Annotated in this window: 19 protein-coding genes, 1 tRNA gene and 1 pseudogene; 6 read left to right on the forward strand and 15 right to left on the reverse strand. The window is 38.2% G+C overall.

Annotated elements, in window-relative coordinates; genetic code table 11:
* Window positions 1-58: 58 nt before the first annotated feature.
* Window positions 59-1,996 carry an acetate--CoA ligase gene (gene acs, locus WIW89_RS07505; protein WP_337701065.1) on the reverse strand — a complete coding sequence of 646 codons (1,938 nt, stop codon included), beginning with the start codon at window positions 1,994-1,996 and terminating at the stop codon, window positions 59-61.
* A 62-nt stretch (window positions 1,997-2,058) separates the two neighbouring features.
* On the opposite strand from acs, the pseudogene WIW89_RS07510 reads away from it, so the two are divergent.
* A pseudogene (locus WIW89_RS07510) lies at window positions 2,059-2,623 on the forward strand (acetate uptake transporter).
* Window positions 2,624-2,670: 47 nt separating this feature from the next.
* Here the strand turns inward: WIW89_RS07510 and WIW89_RS07515 are convergent.
* The 3 genes from WIW89_RS07515 to WIW89_RS07525 form a co-directional block, all read right to left on the reverse strand.
* A complete protein-coding gene (locus WIW89_RS07515) occupies window positions 2,671-3,243 on the reverse strand; it encodes a hypothetical protein (protein WP_337720299.1) in 573 nt (190 codons plus the stop codon).
* A 120-nt stretch (window positions 3,244-3,363) separates the two neighbouring features.
* A tRNA-Arg gene (locus WIW89_RS07520) sits at window positions 3,364-3,450 on the reverse strand.
* A gap of 4 nt (window positions 3,451-3,454) precedes the next feature.
* Window positions 3,455-5,329, reverse strand: a complete 1,875-nt coding sequence (locus tag WIW89_RS07525) for an arginine--tRNA ligase (protein ID WP_337720300.1) — start codon at window positions 5,327-5,329, stop codon at window positions 3,455-3,457.
* A 53-nt stretch (window positions 5,330-5,382) separates the two neighbouring features.
* Here WIW89_RS07525 and WIW89_RS07530 point away from each other — a divergent pair, with 53 nt between their 5' ends.
* Window positions 5,383-5,586: a hypothetical protein gene (locus tag WIW89_RS07530; protein WP_156005950.1), complete on the forward strand. Its 204-nt coding sequence runs from the start codon at window positions 5,383-5,385 to the stop codon at window positions 5,584-5,586.
* Window positions 5,573-5,965 (forward strand): hypothetical protein, encoded by a 393-nt coding sequence (locus tag WIW89_RS07535; protein ID WP_337701059.1) that lies wholly within the window; start codon window positions 5,573-5,575, stop codon window positions 5,963-5,965. Before WIW89_RS07530 ends, WIW89_RS07535 begins: the two co-directional genes overlap by 14 nt.
* Here the strand turns inward: WIW89_RS07535 and WIW89_RS07540 are convergent.
* The gene (locus WIW89_RS07540) at window positions 5,957-6,262 is read right to left on the reverse strand and encodes a hypothetical protein (RefSeq protein WP_337701057.1); all 306 of its coding nucleotides are present in this window, start codon (window positions 6,260-6,262) and stop codon (window positions 5,957-5,959) included. The two genes, WIW89_RS07535 and WIW89_RS07540, sit on opposite strands and share 9 nt — an antisense overlap.
* A 129-nt stretch (window positions 6,263-6,391) precedes the next feature.
* Between WIW89_RS07540 and WIW89_RS07545 the strand changes: the two genes are divergently transcribed.
* Window positions 6,392-6,736: a hypothetical protein gene (locus WIW89_RS07545; protein WP_337701055.1), complete on the forward strand. Its 345-nt coding sequence runs from the start codon at window positions 6,392-6,394 to the stop codon at window positions 6,734-6,736.
* A gap of 189 nt (window positions 6,737-6,925) precedes the next feature.
* On the opposite strand, the gene thsA is transcribed toward WIW89_RS07545, so the two are convergent.
* Window positions 6,926-8,605 carry a thermosome subunit alpha gene (gene thsA, locus WIW89_RS07550; RefSeq protein ID WP_337701054.1) on the reverse strand — a complete coding sequence of 560 codons (1,680 nt, stop codon included), beginning with the start codon at window positions 8,603-8,605 and terminating at the stop codon, window positions 6,926-6,928.
* Window positions 8,606-8,773: 168 nt separating this feature from the next.
* Between thsA and WIW89_RS07555 the strand changes: the two genes are divergently transcribed.
* Window positions 8,774-9,496, forward strand: coding sequence for a hypothetical protein (locus tag WIW89_RS07555; RefSeq protein WP_337720301.1), 723 nt, complete (start codon window positions 8,774-8,776; stop codon window positions 9,494-9,496).
* Here the strand turns inward: WIW89_RS07555 and WIW89_RS07560 are convergent.
* From WIW89_RS07560 to WIW89_RS07580, 5 genes are all read right to left on the reverse strand, one after another.
* Entirely contained in the window at window positions 9,429-10,235 is an 807-nt protein-coding gene (locus WIW89_RS07560) for a hypothetical protein (protein ID WP_337720302.1), read from the reverse strand. The genes WIW89_RS07555 and WIW89_RS07560 overlap by 68 nt on opposite strands.
* An 18-nt stretch (window positions 10,236-10,253) precedes the next feature.
* On the reverse strand, window positions 10,254-10,586 hold the full coding sequence (locus WIW89_RS07565; protein ID WP_156005962.1) for a hypothetical protein: 333 nt from the start codon (window positions 10,584-10,586) through the stop codon (window positions 10,254-10,256).
* A 242-nt stretch (window positions 10,587-10,828) separates the two neighbouring features.
* Window positions 10,829-11,548, reverse strand: a complete 720-nt coding sequence (locus WIW89_RS07570; RefSeq protein WP_337720303.1) for a winged helix-turn-helix domain-containing protein — start codon at window positions 11,546-11,548, stop codon at window positions 10,829-10,831.
* 70 nt (window positions 11,549-11,618) lie between these two features.
* A complete protein-coding gene (locus WIW89_RS07575; RefSeq protein ID WP_337720304.1) occupies window positions 11,619-12,728 on the reverse strand; it encodes an ATP-NAD kinase family protein in 1,110 nt (369 codons plus the stop codon).
* Complete coding sequence (locus WIW89_RS07580; protein WP_337720305.1) at window positions 12,700-13,362, reverse strand: DUF4443 domain-containing protein; 663 nt, start codon at window positions 13,360-13,362, stop codon at window positions 12,700-12,702. The genes WIW89_RS07575 and WIW89_RS07580 overlap by 29 nt, the downstream gene beginning before the upstream one ends.
* 15 nt (window positions 13,363-13,377) lie before the next feature.
* Between WIW89_RS07580 and argF the strand changes: the two genes are divergently transcribed.
* A complete protein-coding gene (gene argF / locus WIW89_RS07585; protein WP_337720306.1) occupies window positions 13,378-14,298 on the forward strand; it encodes an ornithine carbamoyltransferase in 921 nt (306 codons plus the stop codon).
* Here the strand turns inward: argF and WIW89_RS07590 are convergent.
* The 4 genes from WIW89_RS07590 to WIW89_RS07605 are packed head-to-tail and all read right to left on the reverse strand — an operon-like array spanning window position 14,284 to window position 18,533.
* Window positions 14,284-15,525, reverse strand: a complete 1,242-nt coding sequence (locus WIW89_RS07590; protein ID WP_337720307.1) for an Nre family DNA repair protein — start codon at window positions 15,523-15,525, stop codon at window positions 14,284-14,286. The two genes, argF and WIW89_RS07590, sit on opposite strands and share 15 nt — an antisense overlap.
* Entirely contained in the window at window positions 15,488-16,147 is a 660-nt protein-coding gene (locus tag WIW89_RS07595) for a PHP domain-containing protein (RefSeq protein WP_337720434.1), read from the reverse strand. Before WIW89_RS07595 ends, WIW89_RS07590 begins: the two co-directional genes overlap by 38 nt.
* A complete protein-coding gene (asd, locus tag WIW89_RS07600; RefSeq protein ID WP_337720308.1) occupies window positions 16,147-17,199 on the reverse strand; it encodes an aspartate-semialdehyde dehydrogenase in 1,053 nt (350 codons plus the stop codon). The genes WIW89_RS07595 and asd overlap by 1 nt, the downstream gene beginning before the upstream one ends.
* Window positions 17,184-18,533: an aspartate kinase gene (locus WIW89_RS07605; RefSeq protein ID WP_337720309.1), complete on the reverse strand. Its 1,350-nt coding sequence runs from the start codon at window positions 18,531-18,533 to the stop codon at window positions 17,184-17,186. Before WIW89_RS07605 ends, asd begins: the two co-directional genes overlap by 16 nt.
* Window position 18,534 lies beyond the last annotated feature (1 nt).

Here is an 18,534-nt window from a genome sequence, read left to right on the forward strand (position 1 = left end):
CCGCAACTTAAAAAGGTAAGATACGCTCGTTGTATCAAAAATTAAGGAAAAAGTGAGTTTATTGTTGATTCTTCTGACTCTGAATCTCTTTAGAGAATTCCTCTGCGATCTTTTTCAGTTCGTCAACTGATGTTTCGTCCTCTAGTGCAGTTATATCACCTAACGTTTGCCCAGAGATTACGCTTCTTACAATTCTTCTCATTATCTTCCCTGACCTGGTCTTCGGTAATTTACTTACGAAGTATAACCCGCCAAACACTACTATGGGACCTAGGTTATTCCTAACGTATTCAATTAACGTTTTTCTCAATTCATCTGAAGGTTGATATCCTTGTTTCAATACTACTGCTGCAACAGCTACCTCTCCTCTAACGGGATCTGGTATACCTATTACGGCTGATTCTGCGACAGCCGGATGTGAGATTAAGACGTCTTCTATCTCCCTAGTTCCAATTCTGTGCCCTGCTATCTTCAACACCTCATCTGCTCTTCCCAAAATGTAGAAGAATCCATCTTCGTCCTTTACTGCATAATCCCCTGGATAGTAGACTCCTTGGAACTTAGAGAAATAAGTCTTTATATATCTCTCTGGATCTCCCCATACTCCAGCCAACATACCTGGCCACGGTCTCTTGATAACTATATAGCCTTTCTCTCTCGGTTTCGTGGGTTTACCTTCATCATTAAACACATCAGCGTCTACTCCGGGTAATGGAAGTCCGTTAGCACTGGGCTTAAGCATGTAATTCCCTAACCCTGGAGTTGCTGAAATCATTATACCTCCCGTCTCCGTTTGCCACCAAGTGTCTACTATAGGTAGTTGAGACCTTCCGACATTCTTGAAATACCATCTCCATGCTTCAGGATTGATAGGCTCTCCTACGCTTCCTAATAATCTCAAACTTGATAAGTCGTGCTTCTTTACCCACTCTTCTCCGTATCTCATTAATGTTCTCACAGCCGTTGGAGAAGTGTAAAATACTGTTACATTATACTTCTCTACTAACTCCCACCATTTATCGGGGTTAGGATAGTCTGGAACTCCCTCATACATCAGCACTGTGGCACCGTTCTGTAAGGGACCGTAAACTATGTATGAGTGTCCGGTGATCCAACCTATGTCTGCAGTGTTGAAGAACACGTCTTCGTCTCTCAAATCAAAAACCCACTTAGTGGTTAGGTAAGTCCAGAGACCGTAACCGCCATGTAAGTGATAAATACCTTTAGGCTTTCCAGTTGTACCAGAAGTATATAAGATGAATAAGGGATCTATTGCATCAGTCATTTCTGGCTCTACTTTCTTATAACCCACTCTCTTTATCAATTCTTGATATAGTACGTCTCTTTCTTCATTTAATTCTATCTCTTCGTCCCTCTTAATGACCAGAACCTTTTCTACTGTTGGAGTTTGAGAAACAGCTTCGTCTATTATTCTCTTGAGTTCTACCCTCTTACCCCTCCTCATGGTATGCGAAGTAGTTATAACGAGTTTTGCCTTAGCATCATTTATTCTGTCAACTACAGCTTGTGTGGAAAAGCCTGAGAAGACTACGCTATGAATTGCACCAATTCTTGCACACGCTAACATTGCTATAGGCAATTCCGGTATCAAAGGAAGATAGATCAGGACTCTGTCTCCCTTTTGAACGCCTAAATCTTGTAGTATTTTCGCAAACCTGTTTGCTTCATTATAGAGTTGTGAGTAGGTTAAACTTCTGCTCTCGCCCTTTTCGTTTTCCCAATAAATTGCTACTTTATTCCCCTTAGTCTTTAAGTGACGATCTAAAGCGTTATACGTTATGTTAACTTTTCCTCCTATAAACCACCTGTAGAACGGTGCATTACTCTCGTCGAGAACTTTCTGGAATGGTGAAAACCATTCTATCTCTTCAGCCATTTTTCTCCAGAATTTTTCTGGTTCTTCGAGTGATTCTTTGTAAAGTTGTTTATAAGGCGGTTGGTAATATCTCTCCTCAAAAGGTAGGTTTTCTACCATTATAAATCTCTTTAAGTTTGCCGTATTTAAATATAAAATAAATTAAAACTGTTAGGTTTGTAATGACGGAAGAAAAAAGAGCAAATCCAGCTCCTCTAGGGCTTTCCGGATTCGCCTTAACTACGTTAGTACTCAGCTCTTTTAACGCAGGGTTGTTATCTGCACAAGGAGAAGGTGTAGTAATAGGCTTAGCCCTTTTCTACGGTGGACTAGCTCAATTAATAGCGGGAGTACTAGAGTGGAGAGCCGGAAATACGTTCGGTTATGTAGCGTTTTTTACTTACGGAGCCTTTTGGGAATGGTATTCGTTTACGGCTATGGGTTTTACCGGAAGCGTAACATCGCAAGGAATAGGCTTAGTGTTAATAGCGTTTGGAATATTCACACTGATAATATGTGGTTTGGGACTTTTAGGGCTAATCTATCGCTTTTCCTAACGTTTCTGTTTTTATGGATAACTTCCTCTTGCTAGGTATAGGGTCAATAAATGGTAATCAGTCATTGATTCACGCTGGAGGTTATATGGGTATATTAACCGCAATAGTAGCGTGGTATACTGGTTTATCACAAGTTATAGCTGAGAGCATAGGTAAGAAGGCTCCCTTAGGTAAAGCTGTATTAAGTTAGATTGTTTTTTTGTTATTATTCTTTATTCATTCTAAATTTTATCTCCGTTAAATATGAAAATCAGTAGAAATGAAGTTTATCTCCAAGTAAGTAAGGAGTGCAAAGAAAACGTAAGCCGAGACCACTTGACTTAACTCATGTTCCTTAGCTTTAACCCTAGCCCACGCTACTATGGCTGTCATAAAATACATTATAACAAAATACTCGCTTACAAGAAACGAAAGGACAGTTGAAACACCTGAGAGCACTGCAACGTGAATGCTTATTTTATATTTTAATGTAATTAAAAGGATAAGGAAAGAATTTAAAGTATACAAAAGTGCCACGTAAAAGAGCAAATTTATTCCATAAATGTAAATCAATGCTAACGCAATAAGGTAACCCAGTATTGATAATGTTATTACTCTTCCTCTCTGTTCTCTTCTTGTGACTAATAGATCAGAAACCCTACCTCTTCTCATTAAAATTAAAGTAATTAGAAAAGGTGTAAAAGAGAAAAATATTAAGGATATTAATAGATCTGGTAGGTTTTTACAACGCATTAAGTAGATTATAATAAAACCTAAAGCGGTTGAAACAGAGGGATGAAAAATAAGGGATATTAAGTTTTCAACTCGCATTGTATTCAGTTTCATTGAACACATTAATAACTTCCTTTTACCTTCTTTTTCTATGAGATTAAATCAACTGGGTTTTTCCTTCTGTACTCAATATCTTAAAGTTAGGAAAGCCTAGTATAGCGGACCCGCCGGGACTTGAACCCGGGACCGCCGGCTTTCTCCAACCTTCCGCAGGCCGGCGCTCTATCCTGGCTGAGCTACGGGTCCGTATTTACATTCTCTCAAGAGGTTTTATTCCTATCGCATTGAGCCCATTAAATAGAACCCTCTCGACACCCTTGACGAGAAATAGTCTGGTCATTCTCTTTCCCTGATCCTGCTCTTGCAAAACCCTCTCGTTATTATACCATCTATTAAAGGTATCTGACAACTTTTTCAAAAAGTCTATTAAGTCTTCAGGTCTCATTTCGTCTGAAGCTTTTGACAATACTTCGGGGAACTTAGCAATCAGTATTAACAACTTCCTTTTGTCTCCTTCGAGGTCTTTCAGGTCAGCTTTCTCTATTTCCAATCTTTCATTATTCTTATTTAGAATGTTAAAAGCCCTAGCATATGTGTATTGCAGATAAGGTCCGCTGTTTTGGTCAAAGTCTACTACATTATTGACGTTAAACGTTACTGGCTTATTTGCTGACACCGAAAGGATTGCAAAGCGAATAGCTGCATTTACAACCTCTCCAACATTTTCCATGTTGCCTCCCTTTTCTTGTATCTTCTTCCTTGCTACCTCCTCAACTTTTTCTATTATCTCGTCAAGTGCAATAAACCTCCCTAATCTACCGCTCATCCTCATGCCTTGTAAATTGACCATTCCGTACGAGTAGTGTACTAAATTCCTAGCGTATTTTGTGTACCCTAGTATGTATAGAGAAGCCCTTAACTGCATCTGTGGAACGGCTTGTTGCTCCGCTATTACATTAATTACCTTGTCCGCCTCGAATACGTTAAATTTCCTTATTGTGTATGCTATATCCCTTGTGGTGTAAAGAGAAGTTCCGTCGGATCTAACCAAAACTAATGGCGGTAGTTGAAGCCCAGTAGGTATAGACAGTCCTTCCTTTTCCTCTTTGCTTAGCTCAAGGCTAAGTGCTTTAGTACCCTTATAATCGATAGACTTACTTAAGGCTTCGCTCACTATCTTACTTACTTCCCCGTTCCACAACAAGTCACTTTCATAATCATATGCATCGAACGTGATGTGAAGCTTTGACAGACTTTTTTCGAATGCGTTCAGATTGTATTTCACTATCTTTCTTATTACCTCTACTATCTTTTCATCGCTTTTGCTTTCATATTGTCTTATTATATTTTGTATCTCTACCTCTAAATCTTCTATTTTGTTTATTTCATCTGCTAATTTGTTAAATATATCGGGATACCTCTCCTGCTGTTGGGCTGCAATAGCTACAAGTTCGTCAAGCCTCTTCACCTTTTCTTTGTATTTTTCGTCATCGTTGTTTTTCAACAAACTAAGTTCTTTCTTTATGCTTTTAATTTCTATCAAAACATTGGTTATTGAATAAATTGTTCCAAACCAGTGATCAGACTTAACATTAGAGGGTGGTTCAGGTTCTCCAAGCAGCATATAGCCCAATGCTAATATAGCGACTTGTCTACCAGCGTCGTTTACGTAAAATCTCACGTTAACGTTATGTCCTCTTAACCTCAGCATTCTGGCTATCGTATCGCCGATAATAGAATTCCTTAAATGCCCTATATGTAAGGGGTGAATAGGATTAGCGCTAGTATGTTCAATTACGATCCTTGAGCCTTTTTCAATCTTTTCTATTCCATAATCGTCCTGAAGATTAGAAAATGTAAGTTTGAATAGACTACCCTCGTCAAGAAAGGCGTTTATGTAAATCCCCATCTTCCTTATTTCTCTTATTAACATCAGACCCTTATCCGAGTATTCCTTACTTATCAAAGCCTTATCTTTAGTAACTGCCGGTAATGGTAATGCCAGATCTCCTATGTCGTCCTTAGTAGGATATTCGATGTTTTTAAATACTTCATCGTAGCTAATACCGAGCTTATCCGATATGAGCTTAGAAAACTCAATCTTTGCATCTCTTATAGGATTCACAAGATGGCATAAGCCAGTGCGTTTATATCTTTTTCTGACTGAATGTTTAAACCATGAAAAGAGTAGAAGTCCTAATAGTAGATGATATGAAGGGATCTACAAAAGTAGATGAAACCCAAATAACTGAGTTACTTAAGCAGATTAACGAAAAAGTAGACAAAGTTGTGATTAATAAGGTTACTATACCCACGGCTTCGGAGGACGAGGATAATTTATTAGGAGTACATATTATAGTGAGAGAAGTTGCAGAAACGTAATATATGCCCTCATTACAAAGGAGGTTTTTGTACTTCTCCCGTACTGGAATCTCCTTCCGATTCGGTTACATCACCTTCAAGGTGTCAGGGTAACTATAAGTCTTGCAGGTATTACATGGGTAACGAAGAGGAAAAGGCCAGAAAAGACGGACTTGAACAATACACAGAGGACGAGAGGGTAGAACAAGAGATCTCATTTTACCATAAGATTAACGTGCTAGAAAGCACTCTAGATAGTGAGTGTCCAAATTTTGAATTGTTTAGAACTGAAAAAGGTTTAGTTGCGAGATGTAAGGCTATGGATAGAATATTAACAGTGTCACAAGCGGAGTTATGTTCAAAAGTATGGAAAACTTGCCCAGTAAGAATTCTAACCTAACTTAGCATACTTCCCGTCTTCGGATAATGTGACCAAGTTTTTCTCCGCTAAATCCGATAATGCTTTTCTTATCTTATCTTCGCTAGCTATACCTGATAAAGCGGAATGAAGTTCTTTTAGATTCATAGGCTTTTGACTTAATAAGTCCAATAATATCTCCTTCAACTCCTCTTCATTAGGTGCAGTCATTACAACTACTTCTTTATCGGAATACAATACACGAAGTTTTTTCTCAACCTCATTTAAAGGTTCTTCTTCTTTACCTATAGACCTCTTTTTTCTCTTCGAGGATGACATCTTGATTCCTCTCACTTCCTATGTTATTAATTAAAATATCTACTTATAAGTGTTGATGAAAAGAGCAAATAACTTCTTAACTACAGTTTTTATATGGCTAGTTAAAATTAGTTATAATAGGCGAATCATTTGGGAGAACCTGACTTCTTACGGCATATAGTGAGTAAGGTATTAACGCCCGTAAGTCTGGATATGAAAAAATTAGATGAAGCTCAGAAATTACTTGCAAAAGCAGAGTCAAAATATGGTTTTTCATCTTATGGAGGAGACCCAGAAAAATTAGCTAATTATATCCTAAGTCCAGACTTTATAAATCTGGTTTTAATTATTGGAGTAGACCTCTCAAAGAAATTACTTTATTTAACTCGTGACAACTATTCAAGCCCAAAAATAAAAGAAGCAGTCCAGAAGATGCTTGAAGAACTAGATGGGTATTCAGGAGAAGAAACAAATCAAGTTATGATGTATAAGTAAAGTAAAAAGTAATATGTATACTAGGAAACAACACTCATGCGTTCATAATTTATTACAATTTATTAATTAATTATACAAATTAATTATATTTTAATAATCTCATAATCTGACTATTATATAGATAAAAATTATAATGAGAGTAAACAATTAGAATAGAATTTTGAATAAATGAGATAAAAAAGAAACTAATCATTCAAATGAGGGTTTGTTACTTCCTTCTTCTCCGCCTTCTTCTTTACCTTTGCTTCCTTCTTTCTTCTCGCTCTTTAATGCAGAGGCGGCAATCAAGTCATCAATCTTCAGAATCGCAGTAGCTGCTTCAACAGCGCTCTTAAATACCTGAGCTTTTACTCTCACAGGCTCAATTACGTTGATTGACATCATATCATCGTTAAGTCTTCCGTTCATTACATCAACTCCAGCATTCACTAGACCTTTAGAGTGCTTGGATCTCAGATCCATTAAAGTTTGTATAGGCTCCATACCTGCAGTCTCTGCTAATATCATCGGTATCTCCTCTAATGCCTCAGCGAATTTCTCAATTGCTAACTGCTCCTTACCTCCTACGCTTCTTGCATATTCTCTTAATCTTAATGCTAACTCAGTCTCAACGGCTCCACCACCCGCTACAATCATGGGCTTTGATAATACGTTCCTTAATGAATGTAATGCGTCGTTAATACTCCTCTCTGCCTCATCAAGTGCCATATCATTGGATCCTCTTAATAAAATGTTCACAGCCCTCGGGTTCTTTGCACCTTCAATGAATACCATCTTATCGTTTCCTACTCTCCTCTCCTCTACTAGCTCGGCGTAACCTAGATCCTCAGGAGTCGCATCCTTTATACTACTTATAATCCTTGCTCCTAAAGCCTTCTCTAACTTCTCTATATCGCTCCTCTTTACCCTTCTCACTGCGAGTATTCCTTTCTTAGCTAGGAAGTGCTGTGCTATATCATCAATACCTTTCTGGCATATAACAACATTAGCTCCAATTGAAGCTAGTTTGTCTACCATCTCCTTAAGGTACTTAGCCTCTTCATCTAGGAAGGCCTTAATTTGGTCTGGGCTAGTGATGCTTATCTTAGCTGATATCTCAGGCTTTTCAACCTCCAGTGCAGCATCTAATACAGCGATCTTTGCCTTTTCTACTCTCCTAGGCATTCCAGGGTGAACCACTTCTTTGTCGAGTACTAGACCTCTTACCAACATACTATCTTCTGTACTTCCACCCTTCTTCTTATCTATTTTGATTAAATCAAGAGGAACGTTATAGCTACCGTCTGGCCTCTTCTCAGCTACAATTGATACAGCATCGAGTACTAAGTTAATGATTTTGTCCATCTCTTCTCCACCAGCAACGAACTTGCTCGACATTGTTGTATATACAATCTTTCTCAGCTGGTCTCTAGCTACTTGTGAATTAAGATCACTTACGTCGATCTTCAAAGCTAACTGATCTAGAATTTCTAATGATTTGTTTAATGCCTTCTTATAACCTTCAATTATTATGGTTGGGTGTATATTCTGGTCTAATAAATCATCTGCTTTGTCGAGTAATAATCCAGCAAGGACTACTGCTGAAGTGGTTCCATCTCCTACTTCAGCGTCTTGTGCCTTTGCAGCCTCAACAAGGAGCTTTGCAGCCGGGTGCTGGATTTCCATCTCCTTTACTATAGTAGCACCGTCATTAGTAATAGTTACGTCGCCGAAACTATCGACTAACATCTTGTCTAATCCTCTGGGTCCTAACGAGCTCTTTAACATCTCTGATAGTGTTACAGCTGCTAGTATATTGTTCCTTAAAGCATCCCTTCCGGAGGATCTATTTGTACCCTCTTTAAAGAGTAATACTGGAGCACCTGCCATTTAGCTCACCGTAGCTGGTTTTCATTAGGAGCGGTTATATATAAATTTTTCTTTTTTATGGCCCAATACTAATGAGGTATGGGAGAAAAGAGAAAGTCATCATAGTTCTAGAGAAAGAATGGAGATATTTTAAACAGTTTTTAATTCTACACTCGAAGTTGTTGATATATGAACCTTTGCCAGAGATGTAACAAGAGAGAAGCGAAGTATGTCGTCGGTGGAAGGAAATTATGTGAGATGTGTGCACGAGACGAGATTGTTAAAAGGGTCAGAAAGGAGATTCATAACAGTAAAATGTTTAATTACAATGATAAGGTTGCTATTCTAGCACCAAATAACATGGACCAAATAGCAGAGCTCCTAATACATATCATAGGCAAGGCTTGTTACACTTGTAATTTAAAGATCGACAAAGTTAGCGTACAGTTTGACTACCAAGATATTAACGAGTATATCTGGAGTCTAATAATGGAAGCTAAAAATCTCAAAGAGTATAGTGTGAAAGTACTTCCTTTTCCTTCAAACTTCTATTTAGCTTATCTCCTCTACTCAGTTACAATGAAAAATTATTCTTATCTTAATTACGTTACAAGTTCTAAGACATTAAACGATGGAACTAAAATCTTTATTCCTCTTTATTCAATACCGTTATCAGAACTCAGTGCTTTCGGTATAATAAACGAGATTAGCTTTAATGACGACGTTTTTAACTCAATCTTTTCTTGGGTTAACACACAGTTAGCTGAGAACTACGAGCTCTTTCATACCTTCATAACCTCCACTTCGTTATTCAACTACCCCAAGTGTAAGTCTTGTGACGCTTTCATTGAGTCTGGGGAGTACTGTGCTCGATGTAAAAGGACTTTAGCTTCTCCTTCTCCTCCTTATTAAGCACGATCTCGAACCTTAGAAGATCTTTGGGTTGTTTACTGGGGGGTAAAACGCCGTCCCATGAATAGTAGAAGTAACCAGCTGTCATTATCTCCTTGTAACCTTGAGGATCCGCTTTGAAATAGTCGAAAAGCAACTGCAACACGTTTAGTTGTTCTTTTAGTTGTTTCATACTGATTGTGTACTTACATATATAGCAAGACAAGTCAGGCATAATGGCGTTAAACATACATTTCGGACATTTTACCGGGGAGTTAATTCCGTATATAGTCCAGTTAGCCCTGAGAATATCTATTAGGTCACTTCTGCCTTTCTTACTACAAATCTCATACAGTCTCGGGCCCAGATCCTTAATTGCATTCTTTGTATTATATACAACAAACTCTAATTGTTCATCTGTCATTTTTTCTAAATCCTTAATTTTCACAAGTTTCATAGCTAAGAACTCCATTAATGAGTCTTTGTTGGCAGATAGTCTGTTTATTATAGTCTTAGATTTAGGCTTAGTCTTCACTTCGCCTACAGCACCCGCAAAAGGCTCCTTTATAAGTTCCTTATACTCCTCTCTCGACAATTCGAGATAAGCGAGACCAAGAGCATTTATCACTTCGTCTAAATATTCGTCTAAAAGTTCATTAGGATCTACATACTTTACAGAGGATGACCTCTTTTTCTTGCTCTTGGTTTGTGAGGTAGTATCCTTTTCTTCTTGTTCTTCACCTTTTTTCCTCCTGGGCAACTGCTCCCCCTGGGCCAATCAGACAATGTGGGATAAGTCCAGGTAGTCCATAGGAAGCATTTTGCCTTTTGACACTATTTCGTTATACTTCTTTTCTAAATCTTCTATAAATACTGGACAGTTCTCAAATTTTCCCTCTCTAGTGCATTTAGCTCCTCCTAAGGTTAAGAAGCAAATTTGAGACTTCTTATCATAGTGCGGACATAATTTGTGGTATGTTTTTGCGCTTTTTATCATCTTTTCTATCCACTGTTTCTTATGGTCCTTCTTCTCTGCCTCTTTCTCAGCCTTTGCTAACACTTTGTTCATCTCCTCTTCCGAGATCTTAGAAGACCTCGTATTATCAGCCATAATTAACACCGCATTATGTAACTTTACACGTCTCCTCTAATATATATTACTACTACTACAAGAGATGAACAATAGACTAGACCTGAGTGAAGTAATTAAATATAGTTTGTATATTGTAAGTATTATTGATTAGAATTGTTTCGTATAGGCATTATTCATAGTTGTAGTATATGTATGTAGTTTTGATTAAGTAAACCCCTACAACTCTTATTAAAGAAACAGAGAGAGTTCCTTTATAAAAATTAACACTCATTAATCTTGTTTTTAAATGACTGTGTAAAACCTATCCTTAAACCCAGTTTTGGATCATGATAAAGGTACAAGATCCTCTTAGTCTGAAGTTTTCTCAATACCCGAAAGAGCCAGCCTGTATCGGCTCCGAACTCCTCTTGTAGCTGGTCGATGTATACGTATGTTGAACCCCATTGCGTGTATTTTGTCAGTAAATAGGATAATAACTCTTTCTCTTCTTCTTCTAGTTTTTGAAGAATTTCATCTAAACAATTCATCAAATTCTCTTTTTGTGGTTTATTTTCTTTAGGACTGGTTTTTGCTTCAATAAACGACAAAATTTCTTTTCTCTCTTTGTCATCTTTTTCCTTATTCTTGTTGTTTATTGTAGGTTTAACTTTTTCATTGAATATATCTCTAGCAATAGCCAGGTATTCGGTAAACTTAGTGTTGTTCTTACTCTCCACTATTTCCTTAGCCAAGTCTTCTCCTTGTGGGGTCAAATGCCATCTTCCTGCTTCCTGATAAACGAGTCCTTTCCTCTTCCAATAGCTCAGATAACTACTAACGTACTTGGTCTCTAGTCCCAAGTTTACCGCTATTTCTGATGTTCTAAGAGGTCTCGCGAGAAGTAGAACGAGTATTGCTTCCACTAACTTAGACCTGGGGTTAATACTTTTGCTCTCTTGAACTCTGATAATATCCGTAATGTCAGTATCGTCAGTAGTCATCATATCTTATTTGCCAAACTAAAATTAATAATAGTGGAAAGTTTCAGCCTAGGTAATTCCATGCTTTTTGTTAATCAGTAATATCACAAGTTTTCATCGCTACAAATTCTCCATAACCAACTATTATCTTGTATACTCCTCTCATTAAAACATCAAGTTCGGGATCACCAGTGTCTATCCTGAGACAGTTGAAAGTGTTCAACTTACTCCTTGTAGATACGATGATTATGTTATCCTTCCTATTGGCCCCTTGAGATACTTTTAGTAATTTCCTGAGAAATTCGGGTCCTATCTCTTGATTCCCCCTCCCGATGAGAAAGCCCTGCTTACCAATGGGAGTGAGGATAAGCTTTAACTCCCCGGTTAAACCTAGTAACTCTTCGTACTTCACACAACTCTTTAAAAGTTGACGATTTTTTATGACATCGGTACAGAGGAAATTACTTTCTATTCCGATCTTTTTCAATATTGTTTTTGTCGTACTCCCTGGGCCTACTACGAAGACTTCGTTCGACGATGTTAGGTAAGTATCAATCACATATTGGGCTATTTCATCTAATTCCTCCTTATCGTTTATGACCTCCTCTTTATTAGGTGTTAATAAGTTGGAGTAATTTACTGTCTTAGCGTAACCATATAACTTAACAACATATTTACCTTGTCTATAGGCTTGTTCATCTATATCCAAGATTTCAGTTAAGATTTCTTCAGTCTTGTCCTCAACGAAGTGTCGTAAAAGAACTCCTGCTGACTCGGGGTTTGTAGTAAAAACACCGCTGTGCATTTTTACACCTGTAGGAATTCCCAGGATTGGTAACTTGTCCTTTACGACACTGAAAACATCCCTTGCTGTACCATCACCTCCGGCAAAAACTATTATATCACATTGCTTACTCTCTATAAAGTAAGTCACGGCTTTGATTGTATCCTCTCTTGATGTGGGTGTATTGATGTTGATTTTAGCGACTTCATACTTAACTTCGCTTCCCTTAAAGTAGTTTTCTCCCATTTCACGTGGAGCAACAATATAATTAGCGTTTTTAGGGGCTGTATTTAAAAACCTTAAAATTCGAGATGGTGTTTCTGTGTTGTAAATTTGTAAATTATCACTACCTTTATTCCCTATTCTTCCTCCGCTTCCAGCTACAGGGTTAACCAGTAGGCATATCGTTTTGCTCATTCGCATAATATAGGGTCAGGATTATTTTATAAGCTAAGTAATTACTACTAGGCTCGAAGAATACTACTAAGTCGTGAGGTTGTATGGACTCCTTCAGTTTTTCTTTTATCTCCTCTTTCAGTTTCTTCACCTCGTCACTTTCGTCAAAGGTTTTAGGTGGTAGTTCAATACTACTTTCTTCGGTTACTGTTCCGATCAGTGTTTTAGAAGCCCCCGACTTAATTATTAGGTCTCTGAGCTGTAGTATCCCGATCTTATCGACTAAGTGGGACAAGTTTCTCATAATTATACATCCAGCATTCCAATTTATTGTCCTTAATTCCATATTTTCGAGAACTGAAGCTTTTTCTGTAAAATATTTCAGGATACTTTTACCTTTTTCGGACAAGATTATTCCAGCTACCTTATCTATGTTCACTAAATCTAGTTCCCTCAACCTTTTAATTAGCGTCCTGGTACTGGCTTCACTGAGACCCAACTTTCTCATTAGTAAGTGTCTCCCTATAGGCTGTTCCTTCCTTATAGTTTCTAGGGCGAGGAGTACGTGAGCTTCATCAAAATTCGGTTTATTCCCCTTTTTAGGGGTTACAATTTGCCCTAGCAATGTTACGAATTCCACATTTATAAATGGCATAGATAACATAAAAATATGTTGAGAGGAAAAAGCCTTCTTTGTCTCTTGGATTTTTCTAAACAAGAAATAGAAAAAATGATGGAAGTATCGTTCATGATGAAGAACTACGTTTATACTAGTAATATTCCTAAAGTCCTTGAGGGAAAAAGTGTTGCCTTGATCTTCGAAAAGCCCAGCACTAGGACTAGAGTTAGCACAGAACTCGCTGTGAGGTATTTGGGAGGTGTAAGTATAGTCTTAAGTAAGGGAGAACTTCAACTCAGCCGTGGTGAACCGGTAGAGGATACTGCCAGAGTTCTCGGAAGGTACGTGAACGGTATAGGTGCGAGAGTCCTCGACCATAAAAACCTCCTGATCTTGGCCGAGTATTCTAAGAAACCTGTAATTAATTTACTAAGCGACTTATCTCACCCCCTTCAAGCGTTGACGGATTATATGACTATAAAGGAGAGGTTCGGTAAGTACGAGACTGTGGCTTTTGTCGGAGACGGAGGGGATAATGTTTTGATCAGCCTTATGTCGTTTGCAGCTAAAATGGGTCTTGAGTTAAGGGTTGCAACTCCAAAAGAATATAAGCCTAGGCAGGACGTATGGAAGAAGATTGAAGAAGAGGCTGAGCAGAGTGGTGCAATAATAGAATTTTATGAAGATCCTTATGAGGCGGTTAGGGGGAGCAAAGTTGTGTATACCGATGTGTGGGTCAGTATGGGTCAGGAGAAAATAGCTGAGGAAAAGAAGAAAAAACTGAGTAGCTATAAGGTGACGAAAGACTTAATGAGGTATGCGAGTAAGGAGGCAATATTCCTTCATTGTTTGCCCGCAGTTAGGGGAGAGGAAGTAGATGCTGAAGTGATAGACGGACAGCAGTCGGCAGTATGGGATCAAGCAGAGAATAGACTTTATACTGCAATGTCTGTACTGTCACTTCTTATCTAAAAATAAGTCAATAGTAGTCTGGGTGAGGAGTTTTTTGATACTCCTTACTTCCTCTAACATGATTTGGTTCCCCGCTTTTAGCCTTGAGTTCACGAATTTGATTGCCTCTGTCAGGTTGTAAAAAGTCCCAATCTTCTTTTCCTCCAGTGCACGTCTAGTTGTTTCTCTTATGTGCCAATTACCTACAGGAGCATAATATTCAGAAGTTATCTCCCTGATGATGATCACACCTGCTTGTCTCTTTCTTTCGTAAAGTTTCTCCAGAACTGCCAGTCTGGAAGCCATATACCCTCCGTCGAGGAAATCATACTCCCCCCAGAAGTTTTCACTTAAGTCGCTAACTATGAGCTCTTTAGTCCAGAGTGATAAGGGGTGCCATATTTCTACCCAGACACTCCTATATGTTGAGGGGAAGAAGATCACGTGGAAGTAATTGCCTAGGTACGATGAGTAGTATACTTCGATTTCGTTGATTTCGGGGTATTGTTTGACTTGAGATAATAGGAACTTACCTATTGCTTGGTCTACGGCTGTTATACTCCATCTTGTAGGGACTAATTTCCTGTTCTTCTTCAGCCCGAAAAGTCCTAGCGATAGACCAGTAATTATCTTGTAGTAATCTTCTCCGTTTCGATAAAGTTCTAGAATAGCAGATTCTGCCTTGACGTCGTCAAAAATCAGCTTTTCGAATTGAGGGGAAAGTTTAGGATTATCTTGCACTTTGATATCATTAACTTCTACTGACGGTCCTCTGGGTATAAAAATACCATCGAACCTCAGTTTTGGCTCAATCCCTTTCTTATCGCTTACTGCGTTTGAATCAACGGGCTTGTACGAGACTCCAGCTAATGAAATCTCTTTTTCATAAAGTCTGTAAGGATTTGCAATGTCTATTTTTTTAAGTATAGAAGATATCATTTGACTTCTCAATGACAAAATCTCGTTTAGGCTTTTCTTTCCCCACCAGCCTCTCGGGTCTTCATAATCTTTAGCACTTTCACCTTGAACGCCGGGGGGTATGTTGTAAAGTAACGAGACTTTAGGATACCCTCTTTCTCCGATTATTATACTAGGGGGAGTGGATCCCTCTATGACTTCTGAGTTGTGAATTTTACTTATTGCCAGTGTTACAGATCTAAACCTATCCATTATAGGGCAAGAAGGAAGTCCGCATAAGTATTTGTATCCCTTACATCTGATGCACAACTCTGCGGGAATTTTTCGCAATTTTGAGTTTCCTCAATATACTCCATTCTACAATCTTTAACTTAGCTTTTACGGTCAATCCTATTCCTACCGGGTTTATCTTGCCTTTTCTCAACTCCTCTAAGACCTCGTCTACGTTGAACTCCGATATCTCTAACTCGTTATATGCAGAACCCAAGGCTTCTTTTACGTGTGAATCACTGTTAGCTACTCCAGGTATGTTCAATTCTTTAGATATTTTTAACGCCTTTTCGTTTGCTGACCTAGGAGCCTTGGAGTTAAAAACTTCTATAGCGTCAAACTTGTAGTTATATACTTTTTCTCCTATTCCTGCCCTAAAGATATCGAAGGGATGGGACGGAAAAATGACGCAGTTGTTTTCTTTACTATAGTCTGCTAGTTCCTCAATTTTTCTAGGAGGATCAGGAGGAAAATTACAGAGAATAACTACATGTCCGAACTGTGTAGTGACTTCCTGCCCAGGGATTATAGGATATCCTTTAACTCTTCTATGTGCTTCTGACGTATCATGGTCTGTTATGGCTATTCCGTTAAGACCTATTTTTAGTGAGTGTTTTACCATAACTTCTGGGGAGTATTTTCCATCGCTATAAAAAGTGTGAACGTGGAGGTCTATCTTAATCATATATATCCTAGCTCCTTCATGACCTCCACTGTCAGTATCGTTATTCCGGCAGCCCCTCTCACTAGGTTATCACCTAGAACTATTAGTCTTAATACATTATTTTCGTGTCTTATTCTCCCTACAGTGATGGCCATTCCGTTTTCTGCAGATACGTCTAGCATGGGCTGAGGTCTGTCCTCTTCATCTCTAACTATTATTGGTGATTTAGGTGCTGTGGGTAAGTTCTTAATTTGAGGTAAAGACTTAAAGTTTCTAAACCGCTGTTTTATCTCCTCTATGTTCACTTTCTCGTTAGTTAGTATGTTTATTACTCCCATGTGACCTACTCTAGTGGGGACTCTAATTGACGTTACCGAAGTGTCTAAGCTAGCGGGAATTATTTGTTGTCCTTCAAATTTTCCGTTAAGTTTTGTGAGTTCTTTTGCAATTTTGTCCTCTTCCCCTTTAATGTAAGGTATTATGTTCCCCTCTATTGACATGAAGGAAATTCCGTTATAACCAGCTCCGCTTACAGCCTGGAGTGTAGTGATTAATATTTTTGATTTCTCTGCTATATCAAGCAAGGGTTTTAAGGGCATGGACATTATAGCTGCGGTACAATTAGGGTTTTTAACAAGAAATCCTTTCCATCCTTTTTTCTTTTGCTGTACCTTTAAAAGTTCTAGGTGCTCCCAATTTACCTCGGGGTTAATTAAAGGTACGTCTGGATCCATTCTGAAAGGACTTGCATTAGAGACAACAATTTTCCCGTTTTTTACTAACTCTAGTTCTATACTCTCTGCTAACTCATTAGGTAGGGCTGAGAGTACTATGTCGACATCTTTGTGGTCTTCATAATTTGTCGATACTATAGGTAAGTCCTTGACATTTTCCGGTATATCACCTGGCTCAATCCACTTGACTGAGTCCTTATACTTTTTACCTATTTTTGAGGGAGAAGCACTAACCTTAACTAGTTCCAGATAAGGGTGTTTAGAAAGTAATTTTACCATTTTTTGCCCTACCATTCCGGTTGAGCCGAGTAAGGATACTTTTATTTTGTCGACCATTCTAAAACCACCTCGTGTAGGTCTTTAGCGAGTTGCTCTGATTCTCTCTTGTTTGATATAAATGTTATACTGACTCCTTTCAACCCTCTAGATATAAAGAGTGGATTAAATGCCGAAGCCCTTGTGAGTACTTTGGATGAGATTTCTTTGTTTCTTAATCCGCATCCTACGATACTTATCGCGCCTACGTCCTCTACTTCCACTTCTTTTATTAAAGTGTCTAACTGATTTAATCTCTTCATCATCCTTTCGCTATCTTCATTGTTTACTACTAATTGAATTACAGTTTCTGATGCAGGTTGTGAAATCGCAACTATATTCACGTTAGCGTTTTTAACTTCAGTAGTTATTGTAGCAGCGGAACCGATCTTTCCTACGATTCTAGTACTTTCAATGGTGACGAGCTTTAAGTTGTCGTTCATAGTAACTCCTTTTAATAAATCATTAGGTGTACATAACCCTTCTATCACAGTATCTCCTTCTTCGTAAAGTCCTTCTATAATTACTTTCATATTTGATCCAAATATAGGGTCAAAGGTTCTAGGATGTAATCTCTTAGCCCCTAGTTGTGAAAGTTCGATTGCTTCTTCAAGGGAGAGTCTTGGAATAGTTATGGCGTTGTTGATCTTTTTGGGATCCGCTGTCATTATTCCAGGTACTTCAGTAATTAGCCTTACCTCTTTAGCATTAAGGAGTTTTCCTATGAGGGTTGCGGTATAGTCGCTTCCTCCTCTTCCTATCGTAGTGAACTTATGTGATTTGCTGATGCCTATGAAGCCCGGTATAACCGTAATTGGTTTGTTTATTTCCTCAAGTTTTTTAGTTAAATAATCTGTAGACTCTGGTAATAATACGTTAGCCTCACCGAAATTCTCATCTGTTATCAAAGGTGGCTCTGGTAAATATCCAACGTTTAGTTTATTACTATCAAGGTATGCCGAGAGGACAATAACAGCGAGTCTCTCTCCGAAAGATAGTATGTAGTCTCTTACTTTCGGCGTGACTTCGTCTAATACTCTTATTGACCACGCTACTTTGTAAAGCTCGTCCGCAAGTTTGGAAAGATTCTTAAATGCTCTTTCAAATTCTATTCCGTCCACGAGTTTTGATAGGAGTCTTATGTGCCTATCATAAATATCGCTTATGATGTCCACTGATTTGTCAGTTTGATTTATTGCTTCTAGGAGCTGGTTTGTTACGTTCTTAATCGCTGATGTTACTACTATGTTCTTGTTAAAAGACGAGTCACTTGAATATTTTCTTATTTTTTCTAGGATTAATTCATAATCTTTTTCATCTTTTTGTATTGAACCACCTACTTTTACCACTCTCATT

The sequence above is a fragment of the Stygiolobus sp. CP850M genome, from assembly GCF_037389425.1.
Lineage (GTDB): Archaea > Thermoproteota > Thermoprotei_A > Sulfolobales > Sulfolobaceae > Stygiolobus.